12 protein-coding genes and 1 tRNA gene are annotated in these 17,123 nt (G+C 39.7%); 4 read left to right on the top strand and 9 right to left on the bottom strand.

Annotated elements, in window-relative coordinates:
* Positions 1 to 3: 3 nt before the first annotated feature.
* From OQ267_RS15470 to OQ267_RS15500, 7 genes are all read right to left on the bottom strand, one after another.
* Complete coding sequence (locus OQ267_RS15470) at positions 4 to 225, bottom strand: DUF3606 domain-containing protein (protein ID WP_088301538.1); 222 nt, start codon at positions 223 to 225, stop codon at positions 4 to 6.
* Between the two features lie 384 nt (positions 226 to 609).
* Positions 610 to 2,118, bottom strand: coding sequence for a RagB/SusD family nutrient uptake outer membrane protein (locus tag OQ267_RS15475; RefSeq protein WP_088301537.1), 1,509 nt, complete (start codon positions 2,116 to 2,118; stop codon positions 610 to 612).
* Positions 2,119 to 2,136: 18 nt separating this feature from the next.
* Entirely contained in the window at positions 2,137 to 5,169 is a 3,033-nt protein-coding gene (locus OQ267_RS15480) for a SusC/RagA family TonB-linked outer membrane protein (RefSeq protein ID WP_265836717.1), read from the bottom strand.
* A 103-nt stretch (positions 5,170 to 5,272) separates the two neighbouring features.
* The gene (locus tag OQ267_RS15485; protein ID WP_265836718.1) at positions 5,273 to 6,181 is read right to left on the bottom strand and encodes a carbohydrate kinase family protein; all 909 of its coding nucleotides are present in this window, start codon (positions 6,179 to 6,181) and stop codon (positions 5,273 to 5,275) included.
* 11 nt (positions 6,182 to 6,192) lie between these two features.
* Positions 6,193 to 7,377: a glycoside hydrolase 100 family protein gene (locus OQ267_RS15490; RefSeq protein WP_265836719.1), complete on the bottom strand. Its 1,185-nt coding sequence runs from the start codon at positions 7,375 to 7,377 to the stop codon at positions 6,193 to 6,195.
* 4 nt (positions 7,378 to 7,381) lie between these two features.
* Positions 7,382 to 8,725 (bottom strand): MFS transporter, encoded by a 1,344-nt coding sequence (locus OQ267_RS15495; protein WP_265836723.1) that lies wholly within the window; start codon positions 8,723 to 8,725, stop codon positions 7,382 to 7,384.
* Between the two features lies 1 nt (position 8,726).
* On the bottom strand, positions 8,727 to 10,439 hold the full coding sequence (locus OQ267_RS15500) for a glycoside hydrolase family 13 protein (protein WP_265836725.1): 1,713 nt from the start codon (positions 10,437 to 10,439) through the stop codon (positions 8,727 to 8,729).
* Between the two features lie 261 nt (positions 10,440 to 10,700).
* Between OQ267_RS15500 and OQ267_RS15505 the strand changes: the two genes are divergently transcribed.
* Positions 10,701 to 11,705 carry a LacI family DNA-binding transcriptional regulator gene (locus OQ267_RS15505; RefSeq protein ID WP_265836727.1) on the top strand — a complete coding sequence of 335 codons (1,005 nt, stop codon included), beginning with the start codon at positions 10,701 to 10,703 and terminating at the stop codon, positions 11,703 to 11,705.
* Between the two features lie 35 nt (positions 11,706 to 11,740).
* On the opposite strand, the gene OQ267_RS15510 is transcribed toward OQ267_RS15505, so the two are convergent.
* The gene (locus tag OQ267_RS15510) at positions 11,741 to 13,009 is read right to left on the bottom strand and encodes an Hsp70 family protein (protein ID WP_265836729.1); all 1,269 of its coding nucleotides are present in this window, start codon (positions 13,007 to 13,009) and stop codon (positions 11,741 to 11,743) included.
* A 425-nt stretch (positions 13,010 to 13,434) separates the two neighbouring features.
* Between OQ267_RS15510 and OQ267_RS15515 the strand changes: the two genes are divergently transcribed.
* The 3 genes from OQ267_RS15515 to OQ267_RS15525 all read left to right on the top strand — a co-directional run bounded on the left by OQ267_RS15515 (position 13,435) and on the right by OQ267_RS15525 (position 16,050).
* Positions 13,435 to 13,507 (top strand) — tRNA-Lys (locus tag OQ267_RS15515).
* Between the two features lie 248 nt (positions 13,508 to 13,755).
* Complete coding sequence (locus tag OQ267_RS15520; protein ID WP_265836731.1) at positions 13,756 to 14,976, top strand: site-specific integrase; 1,221 nt, start codon at positions 13,756 to 13,758, stop codon at positions 14,974 to 14,976.
* A gap of 252 nt (positions 14,977 to 15,228) precedes the next feature.
* Positions 15,229 to 16,050 carry a hypothetical protein gene (locus tag OQ267_RS15525; protein ID WP_265836733.1) on the top strand — a complete coding sequence of 274 codons (822 nt, stop codon included), beginning with the start codon at positions 15,229 to 15,231 and terminating at the stop codon, positions 16,048 to 16,050.
* Between the two features lie 144 nt (positions 16,051 to 16,194).
* Here the strand turns inward: OQ267_RS15525 and OQ267_RS15530 are convergent, their stop codons facing one another.
* Positions 16,195 to 17,049 carry an NAD-dependent epimerase/dehydratase family protein gene (locus OQ267_RS15530; protein WP_265836735.1) on the bottom strand — a complete coding sequence of 285 codons (855 nt, stop codon included), beginning with the start codon at positions 17,047 to 17,049 and terminating at the stop codon, positions 16,195 to 16,197.
* Positions 17,050 to 17,123: the final 74 nt, after the last annotated feature.

A 17,123-nucleotide genomic window follows, 5' to 3' on the forward strand; every position in this document is an offset into this window, starting at 1 on the left:
ATTTTAAGAATTAACGAAACGTTGATAAGTGCTGGCAGATTTAATTTTTTCCAATCTTAAAAAATCATTTAATTTAGAAAACTCCATACTATGGATCGCTCTAATTGTTGATTTTAATTTTTCGCTGCTTACGCCGAGTCTTGCTGCCCAGTAATTGCGATCTTGTTCGTCAGAAATGTCGATTAACTCTTTACGAGCTGTAGTCGAAATATTTTGAGTTTCCATAGGTCTATAATTTGGTTAACGGATATGTAGGGAACAACAAATCTTAACGCTTGGTTTTATAGATTTAATAGGATTTTGTTTTTTTATTGTCAGGATTATAAAACTTAAGCCTAATTTGATGGATTTGTGGATGAAAATGATGGCTTAAATCAGTTTTTAGCTTGATTTAGCGGTTAAATATCAGAATTACGCTTTTTTTTAAATCATTATGCTGCAATTAAATGTAATGCAAAAATTACATATGAAGATTGGTTCTCCTACCTGAGCAATTGATTGGACGATAAAAATTAACAGGTACCGTTTCGATTTTAACGGATGAAAACTTGCGAAGTCTTGCCGGGTTACGGCTTTTAAGACTTCGCAAGTGAAGGTTTTTTAAAAAAATTAATATCCCGGATTCTGGATCAGGTTTGGATTGCCCAGTTGATTATCAGGAATAGGGAATAAAAGATATTTTGCCTCGCTGGCTGCTTTTTCCTGCCAGGCGGCAAGGAATTTACCAAAACGAATTAAGTCTTGTCTTCTGAAACTTTCCCAATACAATTCACGGCCTCGTTCATCTAACAAATTATCCAGCGTTAAGGTACCTAATGTTGATGCGCCCCTAACTGTTCTGATGGAATTGACAATCGTCAGGGCTGCGCCCGCTTGCGAAGTTCTGAGTAAAGCCTCTGCTTTCATCAACAAAACATCAGAATAGCGGTAATATACCCAATCGTTATCAGGTTTTCTGGAGCCGGCATTTTGGTAATCAATTGGATATTTAATTACCCGTATTCCGGCTACTTCCAGGTGATTTGGATCTCTTTCAATGATGCTTACCTCCGGAGTAAAGGCCAATGGATTTCCTTTTCTGTCTTTTAAAGCCGCACCGGTTTGGTCAAATTGCTGACCAACTAAAAAGCCTACTCTGATTCCTGAAATATTGGTTTGACCTGTATATGTACCCCCTCTTCTTTGATCGGTAGCCTCGAATTTGCCGTAAAAATTGGATAAGGTTGCAAATCCATTATAGCCATTCGGATTTTGGTTATAGTGAAGCGTACACTTCCATTGTCCATCTAAATCACTTCCGTCATTTCCTGCAGTATTTTCTGCAGTAAAAATGTTTTCTTTTGAAAGAACATTATTAGAAGGCGCAAAGTTGTCGAAATAGTTCGCAGATAATACATATCCTCCTGTTGCAATTTCATCAGCTAATGAAATCACCTTGGCCATATCAGCAGCATCAAATGTAGGTGCGGTACGGTTTAAGAATGCACCTTTATTCAGATAGACTTTCATCAGCAGGGTTTTTGCAGCATTCTTATTTGCCAAGTTTGCTGGACCATTTGGCAAGTCTGGAATAATGGCAGTTAACTCACTGATTAAATAAGCAATTTCATCAGCTGCATTTCTAACCTTGGAAGGCAGTATTACACCTTCACCAGTTTCCCGGTAAGGCACCTGGCCCCAGCCATCTAATATTGAAAATTGCGCAAAAGCCCTCAGAAAACGAGCTTCAGCTGCTTGTGCCGGCGTTGGACTGAATCTTAAAACCGTAGTAGCCGCATAACTTATGCTATTTAGATCTCTGAATACGCCCGATATTCTGGCATCATCTGCAGCCCACTTGTGTAAATGGAGTGCTCTCCATGCACCATTATCATCCCAGTCTCCTGCTCTTGTTGGAACAATTGCCTCATCAGAGGTTACTTCCTGCAAAGCAGACCAGTTCCATGGGGCTTGATAGGGACCTCTCATGGCAATATAAGCGGCAGAAATTAATCCTGGTACGTTCCCCTGAGAAAGTGTACCTGAATTTACCTGCCCATTTAAATTTTCATCTAATTTGGTACAGCCGGATAGCGCTAAAGTTGCTGCTATACAAGCAATGATATATTTATTTTTCATTTGATTACTATTGAAGGATTAAAGAGAAAAATTAACACCAAAATTGAATGTTCTTGCTGTTGGATATGCGGTATAATCTATACCGGCAGAAGGAACACCATTCACACTTTTGTTTACATTTACTTCCGGATCAAAACCGGTATAGTTCGTAATGACGAAAAGATTCTGACCGTTGATATAAACATTTAATGATTTGATCGCTTTTCCGATATTGCCGATGTTATAGTTTAAGGTTGCATTGGCTAGTTTTACATAATCACCTTTTTCGATGTACCTGGAAGATGCTGCAATTGGGTTTGCAAGAGATTCCTGTACAGGTAAAGCAAGAATGCCTGAAGAAACATTTCTGGAACCCAGGTTGGAAATTGCTAAAACGGAGTTTGCTGTATTATTGTAAATACTTTGTCCGAATGAACCATTAAAGTTAGCACTAAAAGATAATTTTTTATACCTTAAATTTGTGCTTAAACCCATGATAAACTTTGGATTAGGATTGCCTACATAGTATTTCGTAAATCCATCATCGGTATACAAAGAAAATCCATTGGCATCTAAACCATTGTATTGTCTGGTAACCATGGCAAATAAGGGTAGGCCATTTTGAATCACTTCTGTGGTTACATCACTTAATCCCTGACCGCTTAAAGCACCTGTTTTAATCAGGTCGCTCAGGTTTTCGACTCTGTTTTTAATGTAGGTTAAATTACCGCCTAAAGACCATGATAAATTATCTTTTTCAATAATATTGGCATTTAAACTCATCTCTATGCCTTTATTGATAATCTCACCACTTAAGTTTTTCCATGTAATTACATTACCTTGTTCAGCCGGAGCAAATGCAGTTTGCGGATATAATAAATCTTTTGTGGTTTTATTAAAATAATCGATAGATCCTGTCAGTTTATTTCCGAATAAGCCAAAATCTATACCGGCGTTGGTTTGTTTATCTTCCTGCCATTTTAAGTTATCATTTTGGTTATTTATACCCACCTGCGGAATAGGGTCTCCAGCCTTGCTAGGTGTTCTGTATACAAAACGTTGCTGAGATGAGCCCGAAGGGAAATCCTGGTTACCTGTGATCCCATAACTTGCCCTGATTTTCAATACATCCAGCCAGGCTACACTGGCAAGAAAACTTTCCTGTTTAATATTCCAGGCTGCAGCAAATGATGGGAAATAACCATATTTATTATTTGTACCAAACTTTGTTGAACCATCTGCTCTGACTGTTGCTGTTAATATGTATTTATTGTCATAGTTAAAGATAGCCCTGGCAAAGTATGATTGCAATTCAGTTGTTGGATCATAACTGGTTACAAAAGTTCTGTTTGCCTTAAGCGTAGCCTCAAAAGCATCAGTGTAGTCAAGCGGTAGATTTCCGAAACCGGTTGCCGTATTGACAGCACTTTTATTTATGAAATTTGAATATTCATAACCGATAACAGCATTTAAATTCAGTTTAGAAACAATTTCTTTGTTAAAATTTAAGGTGTTGGTGAACTGCTGCGTAACCAATTCTGTATTGGAGTAGCTGGCATAACCACCTAAAAAGTCTCCCGAAGGCTGAATACCCTGCAGGTTTAAAGTACTTCTGGTTGATGCTCTTCTGATCCCTGTGCTGTAGTTTACACTGGCTAGCATTCTGTATTCTAACCAGGGCGTAATTTTATAATAAGGCGAAACGCTTCCTAAAATGGTAGATACTTTAGCTTTGTCGCTGTTTGCAGCCAGGGCAGCTAATGGATTGATCGTTGTAGAACCATAATCAATGAATAAGCTTCCATCCGGATTATAGAAAGATTGCGTCGGGTTCCAGGATAAAGCCTGGCTGATCAAACTTCCGGTAAATCCGGCATCAGTGGTAATGGGTGCAATATTTTCCAGATACTGATTGCTGATCATGTTTACATCAAGACCAAGCTTTTTGCTTTCCAAAAACTTAAAGTTTCCATTAAAACCAGCACTGTATTTTTTAAAATCTGAACCTTTAATAATTCCCTGTTGATTCTGGTAACCCAAGGAAGCCCTGAATGTATTACCATTTGTACCGCCACTAATGCCTACTGAATAGTTTTGGTTGTATGCTGTTCGTAAAACCTCGTCTAAAGCATTCACACTGGTGCCAAAATCACCGCTGGTTAAACCATATTTTTTGAGTGCGGCACGATATTCATCCCCTGTTAAAACATCAACTTTGCGGGCGATGTTACCTACGCCTGCAGAAGCATTGATGTCTATTTTAGTATCACCAGATTTTCCGCGTTTAGTGGTAATCAACACCACGCCATAGGCCGCTCTTGAACCATAAATGGCTGTAGCCGATGCGTCTTTTAAGATTTCCATGGATTCTATATCTGCCGGATTAATAAAGTTGAGTGGGTTTCCGGCAGGAGCAGTACCAATACCTGCGCTGGCAGAAGGCCTGGCCGAACGTCCGTCTAATGCCACACCATCTACAACATATAAAGGTTGTCCGGATCCTGTAATGGCCGAATTTCCCCTGATACGAACAGTAGAGGCACCGCCTGGCTGACCGCTGTTGTTAATCATTTGCACACCGGCAACTTTCCCCTGAATCAACTGATCTGGCGCATTAAGCGGACCTTTATTAAAATCCTTTGCTGAAACAGTGGCAGCGGCTCCGGTAAGATCGCTTTTCTTAACCGAGGCATAACCCACTACCACAACTGCATCCAGATTATTAAGCGAAGCGAGCGTAACGTTTACCAGGGTTTGATTGTTTACATTAACGGTTTGCGATTCAAAGCCTACAAAACTCACAATTAATTTTGAAGTTGCTGAAGGTACAGCAATCTGGTATTTTCCTTCTGCATCTGTTTGTGCTTTCACGTTTGTGCCGGCTACCTGAATGGTCGCACCAACTAACGGAAGTTTGTCATTGTCGTAGATAATTCCTTTTACCACAGTCTGGGCAAAGGCGGTAACACTGAGCGAAATCATTAGCAAGATAATGGTTGTCAGTTTCCCTAAAAAATGCAATTTCTGTTTATTGTGGAAAACAGACCAATTGCTAAGTAAAGTAAGGTTCATAGTTATTTTAATTAATGGTTAGAAAAATATATTTTAAAATAGCGCACTTAGCGGTTAAGGTGGTGCAGGTTTAAATGGGTTCATATTGAATTTAAGTTAGTTGTTATTTATATAAAGGTTCGGGTGTTTCTATTTTCTTTCTGGCGATTTCCAACGCATAACTGATGCATTTTTCCAGCGGTTTATGCTGAAGGTAGGCGGCAATAAATCCCGACCAGAATGCATCTCCGGCGCCTGTAACCCCCTTTATGGCGGCTGCCGGAAGTGCTGGCTGATATTGCCATTGCCCACTTTGTTCCTTGTACCATACACCATCTTTACCGCAGGTGAGGCAGATCAGTTTTATATCTAGCTGATCTAACCATTCCCTGGATTCTTCCATGCTTAATGATTTTCCCCTGAAGCGCTCGAGGTCATCCACACTGATCTTCAGCAAGGGATTTAACTGGCAAATTTTCTCGAAAACTGCCTGGCCATCATTTTCACCCCAGACGGAAGGTGCGAAATTCCAGTCGATGGAAACTTCTTTGTGAAGTAGATTTGCTTTTGAAAAAGCAGCCAGAATGGTCTCACGTGCGGGGGAGAGGCTCAGTGAAAAAGCAGTGGTATGCAGCAGATCTGCAGATTCGATCAGTTGATCTTCAATTTTTGTAATGTAAGCATCTGCACTGCGGTAAGCTATAAAATCTGGTGTTTCCGGATTTTTTCCAACCAACACGATCGTAGTTTGGTGTTTGGGCGAGCGCAGTACATATCGATTGGAAAGCCCTGCGGTTTCAAGCTCATCCTTTAAGAAAAGGCCCAGGTTGTCATGGCCAACGGTGGCCACCAAATCAGCAGGTATGCCCAGCCATTTCAGGTTGCAGCAAAAGTTAGCCGCACTTCCGCCCTGGCTAATTTTAAATGCCGACGGTGAGGCCAGGGAGGGGATATTTTCCTCAGAAATGATATCAGCCAGTAATTCACCAATAACCAGTGCCTTTTTTTGTGAAATGTTATTGATAGATTCCATTTGCTTGCGCACTACGCTTTAAATAAGTTTTTAAATTCCGGATGAGTCAAGGCTTGTTCAGCAATGATGGCACCAGCGGCGCTCCATGTGCACTTTTCTACACCGCAAGGTGTTTTGGCTAAGCCGTGCAGACATTCATTAAAGCTGTTTTCATTTTGATTAGCCGCGTGAATATTCATGGTTAAATGAAGTGCCATATCTGTTTCCCCATTTAGATGTAATGCTGCTGCCATCCAGCCATTCCATACCGGCCACAAACCACCATTGTGGAAATAATTGGGCAGGTTTCTGAAGGAATAAGCATAGTTATTTTTCAATTCATTCATATCGGCATCGTGTACTTCTATCGTTGGTGCGAATGATGGAATCAGCGATTGATTTTCTGCATAATTATCTTTTAGATATTTCAACAAAATATTGTTCTGCTGGTCATTTCCAATACCCAGTAACAAAGAAAAGGCATTTGCCTGAAGGTCGAAATAGGCGTAAATCCTTGCCGGGTTAAAGCCCATCAGCCAGAAATCGCCTGAAGCATCTGTTAACTGATGTAGCAGATTAGGCGCATAGGCATTTTTTGGTTGTTCGGTTTTCCAGTAATTATCGATAATAGCAGCGGTAATGTTTTGTGCTTTTTTTGAATAAACCGCTTTTTTTGTTAGCCTGAAAGTCAGTCTCAAAGCCCAAACACGAAGCAGCTGATCAAAAAGCATGTAGCCATGTTGAATATATTCATCAGCCCAATCGCCGCTTTGCGGCACATAAATCAGGTGTTTCCCGTTAAATTCCCAGGTTTCCATCACCGCAAGGCATTTCTCCACTTGTTGCTGATATTTTTTCCATAGACTATAATCTTCGGTTAAAATGGTGTATGTACATAAGCCAATGACAGCCCAGGAAGGATTATCGGCTCTGCCCGATGTACCGCCGTAACTGGCTGCACCATCTGCTGGCGAAACATTCGAAGGCATAAAACCACTTGCGTGCTGTTTGTTAAAGAGGGTATCGATGGTTGATTGAGCTGTTTTAATTAATTGCTCATCGCCACTTAACAGCGCGGCAATGCTGGTAATGACACCATCTCTGGTCCAAACGCGTTTGTAATTGTCGTATTCATTTACGGCGGCTACAAATCCGAATGGTGTTGAGGCTTCGTGTAAAAGGTTCAGCGCTTGCTGATATGATTTTTCGTTTACCATGAGTTTAAACTTGAAGATCTTTGCGCCTGATTAATAAAACAAAACCACCGGCAATGGTAATGAGTACGCCAGCAAAGATGATCGCATTTTCAGGGTGATGACCTAACAAATATTTGTATACATATTTAAAAGTGATGGTTTCCAGGAGCATTGGCATGACGATGAACATATTTAAGATGCCGATAAAAATGCCTGTTTTTTCTTTGGGAATACTCCCGGCAAGCATGGCATAAGGCGTACCCATCATACTGGCCCAGGCCACACCCAAACCCATAATCGGGATAAATAAAAGTTTTGCGTCGTGTATCGCCGGTAGGGAGATCAGGCAGATGCCACCAAAGATTAAACTTAACAAATGAACCCGCCTTGCCGTGATTTTCCGGGCAAAAAAGGCTAGTGGAAACGCGACTAAAAAAGTAACTACGTTATAGCCACCATTTACAGTTCCGGTGAGTAACTGTGCCGATGCAAAACCTGCTGATGCGGCCTCGCTGGTGTTATAAATGGTTTTAGCGAGGCAAAGCGTAATAAATTGCCAGTATATAAACATGGCGTACCAGTTAAACAGGTAAACAATGCCCAGCTTTTTCATGGTCAGCGGCATGGTTTTAAATGCTTCGTTGATGTCTTTCAAAATGCTTCCGATGCCTCCTGAAGCTGATTTGATGTCCTGAATTTCTTCCTGAGTTAAAGACGTTTCTTTAGTGCTAAAGCAACTGTACATAATGGATCCGATAGATACCACACCGCCGATAAAGAAAGCTGCATAAGTGGTGTATGGTATATTATTTCCACTTCTGGCATGAATGCTGATTAAACCAGCGGCGATAAGGATGCCCGGTGTAAGGTTGGCCAGGGTAATGCCTAAACCAGTGAAAAAACTCTGGGTTAGAAAACCCAGGGCATGCTGCTCAGTAGGTAATTTATCACTTACAAAAGCCCGGTATGGCTCCATGGTGATGTTGTTTCCGGCATCCAGAATCCATAAAATGCCGGCAGCCATCCAGATGGAACTGCTGTAAGGCATGGCAAATAGGCAGATGCTGCAAATGATGGCACCAATTAAAAAATACGGACGTCTTCTGCCGAACCTGCTCGTGGTTTTATCGCTCATGGCACCAATAACCGGCTGAATAATCAGGCCCGTCATTGGTCCGGCTAAATTAAGCAGAGGCAATTGATCTGCATGGGCGCCCAGATAAGAATAAATGGGAGTCATATTGGTTTGCTGCAAGCCAAAGCTGTATTGGATGCCAAAAAAGCCCATGTTCATGGCGATGATGGAACCGAAATTAAGTTTAACCGCGTTAGAGATTTTCTCTCCTTTTTCTGGTTGTGCAACGATCATGTTAATGCTTGTTCAGTTTATAAACCACTGCCTGCCATGGCATCAGTTTGATGTTATTATTTTTTTTGGAAGGAGATTCTGTATAATTATTAATGGCCGGTGCTGCTGCGGTGGTATTAATTTTCTGATCAATATGATAGTTAATTTCCTTTGAAGAAAAATTTAACAACACCAGCAGGCTTTCTTTTTCATCTGTTCTGGTGTAGCAGTATACATCCGGATTTTCGAGGTCATATGCCTGATAATTGCCATACATTAAGGTTGGTGTTTCTTTTCTGAATGCAACAATCCTTTTAAAATAGGTGAGTACACTGTTTGGATCTTTCTCCTCCGCAAATGCATTAACGGATTTATAATTTGGATTCACTTTGATCCACGGTGTTCCGCTACTGAAACCTGCATTTGCGGTGTTATCCCATTGAAAAGGCGTTCTGGTATTGTCGCGAGATATGAATTGCTGCTTAGCCATGAAGGTTTTGAGGTTTTTCTTTTTTAAAACCGCATTTTTATGGGCATTAATGGTGGCGATATCGCGGTAGTCTTCAATCTGATCAAACTTAATGTTCGACATGCCCAATTCATCTCCATTAAAATAAAATGGCGTTCCCCGCATGGTCATGATCAGTGTGGTTAATAATTTTGAAGAAGCTTGTCTAAATTCAGGGCTATCATTGCCATATTTACTTACCATTCTGGGTACATCATGATTCGCCAGAAAAACAGCCAGCCAGCCTTTATCGGCAAATGATGTTTCCCATTTGGTAAAGGCTTTCTTTAAATCGGTGAGCAGGTAACCTTTGGGATCGTTCCCGATGTCCATGATTTCAAAATGATAGGCCATATTTAATTCATGTCTATCTTCATCAACCAAAGCATGTGCATCTTCCAATGTGCTTCCGGCACCTTCAGCAACCGTCATGACGTTGTATTTGCTCATGACTTCTTTGTTCATTTCTTTGAGGTAATGGTGCAGATTCGGACCCATTCCGTAATAATTAATGATATTTTTCTCGTAACCTTCCGGGTATTTTTTCCAGGTGGTATCTTTTGAAACATATTGAAAAGCATCCATCCGCAAACCATCTATGCCTTTATCCAACCAGAATTTCATCATATTATATATTTCATTACGAAGCTTTTCATTCTCCCAGTTTAAATCGGGTTGCTTTTGCGAAAAATAGTGGAGGTAATAGGATTTTGTAATTGCATCGTATTTCCAGGCATCATTATTAACGTCAAAGAAGCTGTAACGTGGGGTAGGCTTTCCTTTTTCTTCAGGCCACCAATGGTAATAATTATGGTAGGGGTTGGTACGAGATTGTTTGGCCTGTTTAAACCACTCATGCTCATCACTGCTGTGGTTTAATACCATATCCAGTACCAATTTAATATTTCGCTGGTGAAGGCCTTTCAGTAAAGCATCGAAATCTTTCATCGTGCCAAACTCTTTCATGATACTGCGGTAATCACTAATGTCGTATCCGTTATCATCATTAGGCGAAGAAAAGATCGGATTTAGCCATACGGCATCGATGCCCAGGCTTTTCAGGTAATCTAACTTGGAGATAATCCCTTTTAAGTCTCCAATTCCATCGCCATCACTATCCTTAAAACTTCTTGGGTAAATCTGATAAACAACAGCTTCTTTCCACCATTTGGGTTGCCTTATGTTTTTTTTCTGTGCATGGGTTTTTCCAACACAGATTATAAGCAAGCAGATTATCATTCGCAGATGGAGAAATCTCATAATATCTTTTTACACTATACTCGTATCACTACAGTATCAGTCATTATTATTTGGTTAGTTGTGCGTAGCAAAAGGCGGGTTACCGCTACATTGCCACTTGTTTATAATATGAAGATAGGTTTAATTCAATTTAAAACCATCAAATTGAATCTAATAATTACCGCAAACGTTTGCGATAACATTTCCGCAAATGTTTGTTGTGGAAAACTTATATTTGATCAACCAAGTATGAAGATGAGACCGAACCCAACTTTGAAGAAAATTGCCGAGCAATTAAACGTGAGTATATCAACTGTTTCCCGGGCATTGAAAGATCATCCAGACATTTCTGCTGAAACCAAGCGAAAGATAAATGAGCTGGCAGTCCTGATAGAATATGATCCCAACCCATATGCGGTGAATCTTCGCACGCATAACAATAAAGAATTTGCGATTGTAGTGCCTAGTTTATCCAATTTCTTTTATCACTCTTTCATTAGTTCCATTGAGGAGGATGCCCGGCGGTATGGATATTCCGTATTTATCTACCGTTCTTCTAATGATCCGCAAATTGAACTGGAGATTTTAAAAAGTTGCAGGCTTAAGCGGGTATCTGGTGTATTTATATCCATCACGACAGAAACTAAAGATATTGCGCCGTTTTTAAAAATGGATGAATACGGTATTCCGGTTATTTTTTTTGATAAGGTACCCGCTTATGAACTGTGTAATAAAATTTGCGTAGCCGATGAGCATGCGGCATCACTGGCCGCTTCAGCAATTTTGAAAAAAGGTATTAAGGATGTATTGGGTATTTTTGGCGATCAAAATATGTCGATCACCCAAGTTCGCTATCATACCTTTAATCAGGTACTGGCTGAAGGTAATCAAGGGATTCAACTGCAAACCGTGAATGCCTGCAGTGCTGATGAGGCAGAACAGATCGTTTTAACTGCACTTGCTGATTTTAAAGGGAAGTACCTTGCCATATTCTGTATGAGTGATGAAATCCTTGCTGGCGTAATGAAGGCTGTACAGCGGAAGGGCTTTAAGTTTCCACAGGATATAGGGATTATTTGTATCAGTGATGGCATGATTCCGAAATTGTTCTACCCGGAGATTACTTACGCAGAAACCAGCGGCTTTAAGTTGGGGAAACTTGCCTTGAGTAGAATGATGCGTTGTATTGCCGGAAGCTCATTTGCGCAAACGATTATTGATGAATCGCGATTAATTGAAGGAGGGTCAATGTAGGGGTTAGGGGAAAGTCGGTTGAGGGGATTAATCGTTTAATTTTCAAAAAGGTAGCCGCTATACGCTAAACCTTTGGCAACACTTTTAAAATTATCACCGGAGTTAAGTGGAATATGCGGGAACTTGGTTTTGAACAGTTGCTGAATGGCAGCCACCATTGATGTTCCACCGGTTAAGAATAAACAATCGATATCTTCTGGTTTAATTTTGTGGAGTTCCATAAATTGATTGAGATAGGCTTCAATTTTATTGACATCCTTTTCTATAATACCATTATATTGAGCTATAGAAATGCTTTCATCTATTTCAATCCCCATGTTGGAATACCGGAAATCAGATTGTGCCTGATCGGAAAGTTCAATCTTTGTTTTTTCAATGGCCCTGAAAACAGAATAGCCTAAATTTTGATCGACCAGGGTAATCAGGTTTCTAAACTTCGGATCATTGCCGGAATAATAGTAGTAATCCTCCATTTCTTTCTGGATTTTCAGGCCATTAAAGAAATTCATTTTATCCCAGGTACAGATATTGGCGAAAAGCGATTTCGGTACGTTTAACTTTTTCCCCGGCGTAGCTTCATACATGGTATTTTTGCCGAAGTAAGGTGTTCCACGATCCCACATAAAGGCAGAATCCAGGCTATCACCACCAATATAAATTCCACCTGAAGCAATCATATCATTTTTACGGTCGGTGCTCCCAACTTTTTCAGGGTCAAGGATTAAATAGGTGAAATCAGTAGTACCGCCACCTAAATCGGCTACCAGCACCCTTTCTTTTTCCTTGATGGTTTTTTCATAAGCGAAAGCTGCACCAATAGGCTCAAACTGAAAACGCACCTCCGTAAAGCCAGCCATTTCAGCTGCCTTTTTTAATCGGGTTTGTGCCAAGGTATCTTTAGAAGTGTTGTCATCATCGAAAAATACCGGTCTTCCAATTACAGCCTTATTGCATTCTTCACCTATGATTTGATCTGCTTTTGCCTTTAAATCTTTAAGAATCAGGGTGACTAAATCTGATGCGGTATAGCGTTTATTGTGGATCCGGGTTTCGGTAAAGGTACTTCTTGACAAAATTTGTTTAATGGATTTAATGAATCGCCCTTTCATACCGTCATTTAAGTATGCGTCAATTGCTTTTTCACCGACAATATGACTTTCACCATTAACAAAACTTTTTGTCTCGGTAAAATAAATGAGAGAGGGAATAGAAATCGTATCAATAATTTCCTTTTTCTGTTCGTCGTAAATGGATAGGGCTGAATTGGTTGTGCCAAAATCAATTCCGTATAAAAAGTTACTCATGTAAAACTGAATTTAAAATTGCCGGAGCATGTTTCGAATAAAATAATTGAACAATATTGATAACAAATAGGGGCTAAGTTCATATCACATGAAGTTCCTGTTCATTGCTAAATCTGTTCATGATCATCTGTTGATCTCGAATATGCTGCTGTTTTCTGAATCTTGCTTTATCGATTTAAACCAGGCTCAGAGAATATTTCGGCAAATATCTATAATTTAATGAGGTTATCTATCAAAAGTTTTCAACGGTTGAAAAAGCATTTACATGACAGATTTGGCTGACGATTTTTCATCAGAGACAAATTCAAAATTTATAGATTAAAAATATTTTACTGTGAATCAGTGGTTTCAGATATGATAAGGTGAGTTTGTTTAAATGCTTATTGTTTATTATAAAAAATTTCTATCTTTGCGACCTCAATAATGATTCCGTAGCTCAGCTGGTAGAGCATTACACTTTTAATGTAGTGGTCCTGGGTTCGAATCCCAGCGGGATCACAAGAAACAATATCAAAGAGAACTAAAACCCTGCAAATCAAATGTTTGCAGGGTTTTTGCTTTTACGGGTTTTACCAAAATATGCACGAAATCGCATATAAAATGTGCGTCATTCGGTGCGTCGTTCTTTATAATATCAAACTCCCCTAATTTGTATTAACACGTTGATAATCAACCTATTTAATAGATGAACATCTTGTGTGAATGGAACTGCAAAGCTATTTTTGTTTAACCTTAATGTTATCGTTATGAAAACTAATTTTAGCGTGCTTTTCTTTTTGAAAAGGCCAAAAAACTACACAAAAGGGGCTGTTTACTTTATCTTTTTAAGAATTACGGTGGACGGAGTTCGTGCGGAGATGTCAACAAGCAGAAATTGCGAGCCAGAGCGATGGAATGCAAAAGCCGGAAAAGTTATTGGCACGAAGGAAGATGTTAAAACTTTGAATGCCTATCTGGAAAATATTAAAGCCGAAGTTTATGTAGCTCATAGCCAGCTAAGTGTGGACGGAGCCGAAATAACCGCCGAAGGCATTAAATACAAATTCTTAGGCAAAGAAGAAAAAGCACACACTATAGTGGAGGCAATTAAAACCCACAACACAAACATGAAAGCACTTGTTGGTAAGGACTATGCGCCAGGAACACTCAAAAGATTCGAAGTACTTGAAAGGCATGTACTGGATTTCATGTCTTTTCGTTACCACAAAAACGACATCAATATTAAAAGCATAGACCATGGATTTATCAGTGCTTTTGATTTTTACTTGCGTACTGAAAAAGCCAATACAAATAATACCGCCATTAAGCACCTTAAAAATTTAGGTAAGATTGTCCGCATCTGCCTATCAAACAAATGGATCAGCGCAGACCCTTTCTTTGGCTATAAGCTAAAATCCAAAGAAGTACACCGCAATTACCTTACAGCAACAGAACTGCAAAAAATAGTGGAGAAAGAATTTACTACCGTGAGACTTTCACAGGTGCGGGACTTTTTCCTGTTCAGTTGTTATACAGGTCTATCGTATGCAGATGTACAAAAGCTCAAGCCATCTGATATTGGCATTGGTACAGATGGAGAACAATGGATCGTGACCTATAGGCAAAAGACAAATACCAGGGCGGCTATTCCCTTGCTTCCTGTTGCCAAAGAAATTCTGAACAGGTACAAGGATCATCCCGTATGTATTAATCAGGGCAAAGCCCTACCGGTTTCAAGCAACCAAAAAATGAACGAGTATTTGGTGGAAATTGCTTCTCTCGCCGGCATAGACAAAACATTAGGCAACCGGATTGCCAAACGAACGTTTGCTACAACCATTACGCTAATGAATGGAGTGCCTATTGAGAGCGTTTCAAAAATGCTTGGTCATACCAACCTCCGTACCACCCAACTTTACGCTAAAATACTCGATGAAAAAGTTGCCAGTGATATGGCACCATTAAGGGAAATGTTTGCTATTGTATAGTTTAATATTGCACACCCAAAAAATTCTGTTTGGATGTGCATCCCTCACCTATATATGAATGTAAAGCAAGGGAGTGCCGTTCGAAGTTGCACCAGAATACCCGAAATGGCAGGGAACTGACGACCACCACTCCGTAGAGGCCAAAAGCGAGAACAGCGGGCGGATATTTGAGCGACAGGGTTTCGCAGGCCGCACCGAGCGTGGGGATATATTTATGTGTACCGTACAATTGAAATTAATTAATTTTAACAAATGCCAAATCAAAATTACAACAGGAAACAAGCAAGCCAATATGATAAGATCATTAAGGAAAACCTTGAAGTTACCCTTCCGGTAATTATCAGGGATGTACTTGGTCTTAATATCCTCCTTAGTGAAGAACTGCCTGATGATGTACAGCATACCAAAGAAAGGAAACCGGATGCGCTGAAAAAAGTAACCGATACTGATGGAAACACCTATGTGTTGCAGGTCGAATTTCAAGTAGAAGATGAAAAGGAAATGGTCTACCGCATGGCAGAATATAACATCATGCTGATGCGCCGGTACCAGTTACCTATAAAACAATACGTAGTGTTTTTAAAAGATACCAGTCCTATTATGCCGACTTCATTAGAAACTGAACATCTTAAATTTGATTTTATGCTGATCCGCATCTCAGAAGCCAGCTACAAATTATTCCTCAGATCCAACAATCCGGAAGTAAAGATGTTAGGAATATTAGGTAACTTTGGTAAAGAAGATAGTTACAAAGCGGTTAAGTCTATTATAGATGGTATACAGTCAATCACAAAAGGCGATTTTGCCGAAAGCAGATATTTTAAACAATTGCGTATCTTTGTGCAGTTACGCAGCAATGTTGAACAACAATTTGAAAAAGCTATGGAAACAGTGACTAAATTTTTCAAGGAAGAAAACGATTTCCTTTACCGCAAGGGTGAAGAAAAGAAAAGCCATGCAGTGGTTGAAAACCTTATTGTTAAACTGGGACTTACAGATGAACAGGCTGCCGAGGTTGCAGAAGTGGATTTGGCATACGTCAAAAAAGTACGTGCGGAACTGAGTGGAAAATAAGATATATTAAGGTCTTTACATAGATTTTAACCTAGTTTTCCTGCTCAATTTTTGCCCGCCCATCCTTAAATCTTTAAAAAACAGCTGTTTTCGATGATCAAAGGGCAAGTATAAACATTGGATTGCGAAATCACTGGATTGAAGCTAATGGCTCACTTGTTTCTTCAAAAGATATTCAAAAGTGAATTTCGGATGATAGCCAAGCATTCGCATAGCTTTATCTGAACTATATACCCGATCAATGTGTTCCGGAAGCTCCCATTTATTATCTTGGTATAATCTGACTGCCTCTGGGTAATATTTTCTTATCACACTTGACGCATTTTGCTTTAACTCGAACAGGTCTTCTTTCTGAAATGGTGAACCACTCGAAATGTTGAATATTTCAAACTGCTCAAAATTATGCTCCAGTGCTAATTTTAATGCTTCAGCCCCATCTTGCTCGTCGAGTCCCCGATAAAGCCTATGGTTTAGCTTCAGGTGATCTGGTTCAGGTAGAAAACGGCCGACCCTAAATACAGTCGCCTGTATTTTCTCTTTTTCAAAGAATTCCCGACAAAGTTCCTCACATGTTTGCTTGGTAATGTCATAAATATCGCGGGGCCGTATAGGTAGCTCTTCATCTACCCAAACAGCTTGTTTATCATTATCCAATGATTTTCCATAGATAGAGGTAGTACTCGTAAACAAGAATTTACCTATTCCATTAGCCACGCAAGCGTTCAACAGGTTCAACGTGCCTTTTATGTTAGTATCGATAAACTCTTCCTTGGGATAGTTTAAGTCCATATGCCTTCCGTGCAAAGCAGCGGTATGTATTATAGCATCGAAACCTTGCGTGATCATCAGCATTCTGTGCTTATCCTTTACATCAGCTATTAAATTAGTTGTTTCACTATCAGATATGTCTAATCCTATCACTGTGTGACCACAATTGGTTAAAAGTTTGACGGTAACGCTACCTAATTTTCCAGAGGAACCTGTTACTAGAACTCTCATATATTTATGAATATGCAAAATAAACTCTTCAAAGTAATTGGTGTAATTTCGTTTAATATTTTAAAACTAGTTAA

This window comes from Pedobacter sp. MR22-3, assembly GCF_026240075.1.
Lineage (GTDB): Bacteria > Bacteroidota > Bacteroidia > Sphingobacteriales > Sphingobacteriaceae > Pedobacter.

Bases quoted from the DNA above. Each gene is read 5' to 3' on its own strand.
- OQ267_RS15470 (WP_088301538.1), bottom strand. From the start codon at position 225: ATGGAAACTCAAAATATTTCGACTACAGCTCGTAAAGAGTTAATCGAC.
- OQ267_RS15475 (WP_088301537.1), bottom strand. From the start codon at position 2,118: ATGAAAAATAAATATATCATTGCTTGTATAGCAGCAACTTTAGCGCTA.
- OQ267_RS15480 (WP_265836717.1), bottom strand. From the start codon at position 5,169: ATGAACCTTACTTTACTTAGCAATTGGTCTGTTTTCCACAATAAACAG.
- OQ267_RS15485 (WP_265836718.1), bottom strand. From the start codon at position 6,181: ATGGAATCTATCAATAACATTTCACAAAAAAAGGCACTGGTTATTGGT.
- OQ267_RS15490 (WP_265836719.1), bottom strand. From the start codon at position 7,377: ATGGTAAACGAAAAATCATATCAGCAAGCGCTGAACCTTTTACACGAA.
- OQ267_RS15495 (WP_265836723.1), bottom strand. From the start codon at position 8,725: ATGATCGTTGCACAACCAGAAAAAGGAGAGAAAATCTCTAACGCGGTT.
- OQ267_RS15505 (WP_265836727.1), top strand. From the start codon at position 10,701: ATGAAGATGAGACCGAACCCAACTTTGAAGAAAATTGCCGAGCAATTA.
- OQ267_RS15510 (WP_265836729.1), bottom strand. From the start codon at position 13,009: ATGAGTAACTTTTTATACGGAATTGATTTTGGCACAACCAATTCAGCC.
- OQ267_RS15520 (WP_265836731.1), top strand. From the start codon at position 13,756: ATGAAAACTAATTTTAGCGTGCTTTTCTTTTTGAAAAGGCCAAAAAAC.
- OQ267_RS15525 (WP_265836733.1), top strand. From the start codon at position 15,229: ATGCCAAATCAAAATTACAACAGGAAACAAGCAAGCCAATATGATAAG.
- OQ267_RS15530 (WP_265836735.1), bottom strand. From the start codon at position 17,049: ATGAGAGTTCTAGTAACAGGTTCCTCTGGAAAATTAGGTAGCGTTACC.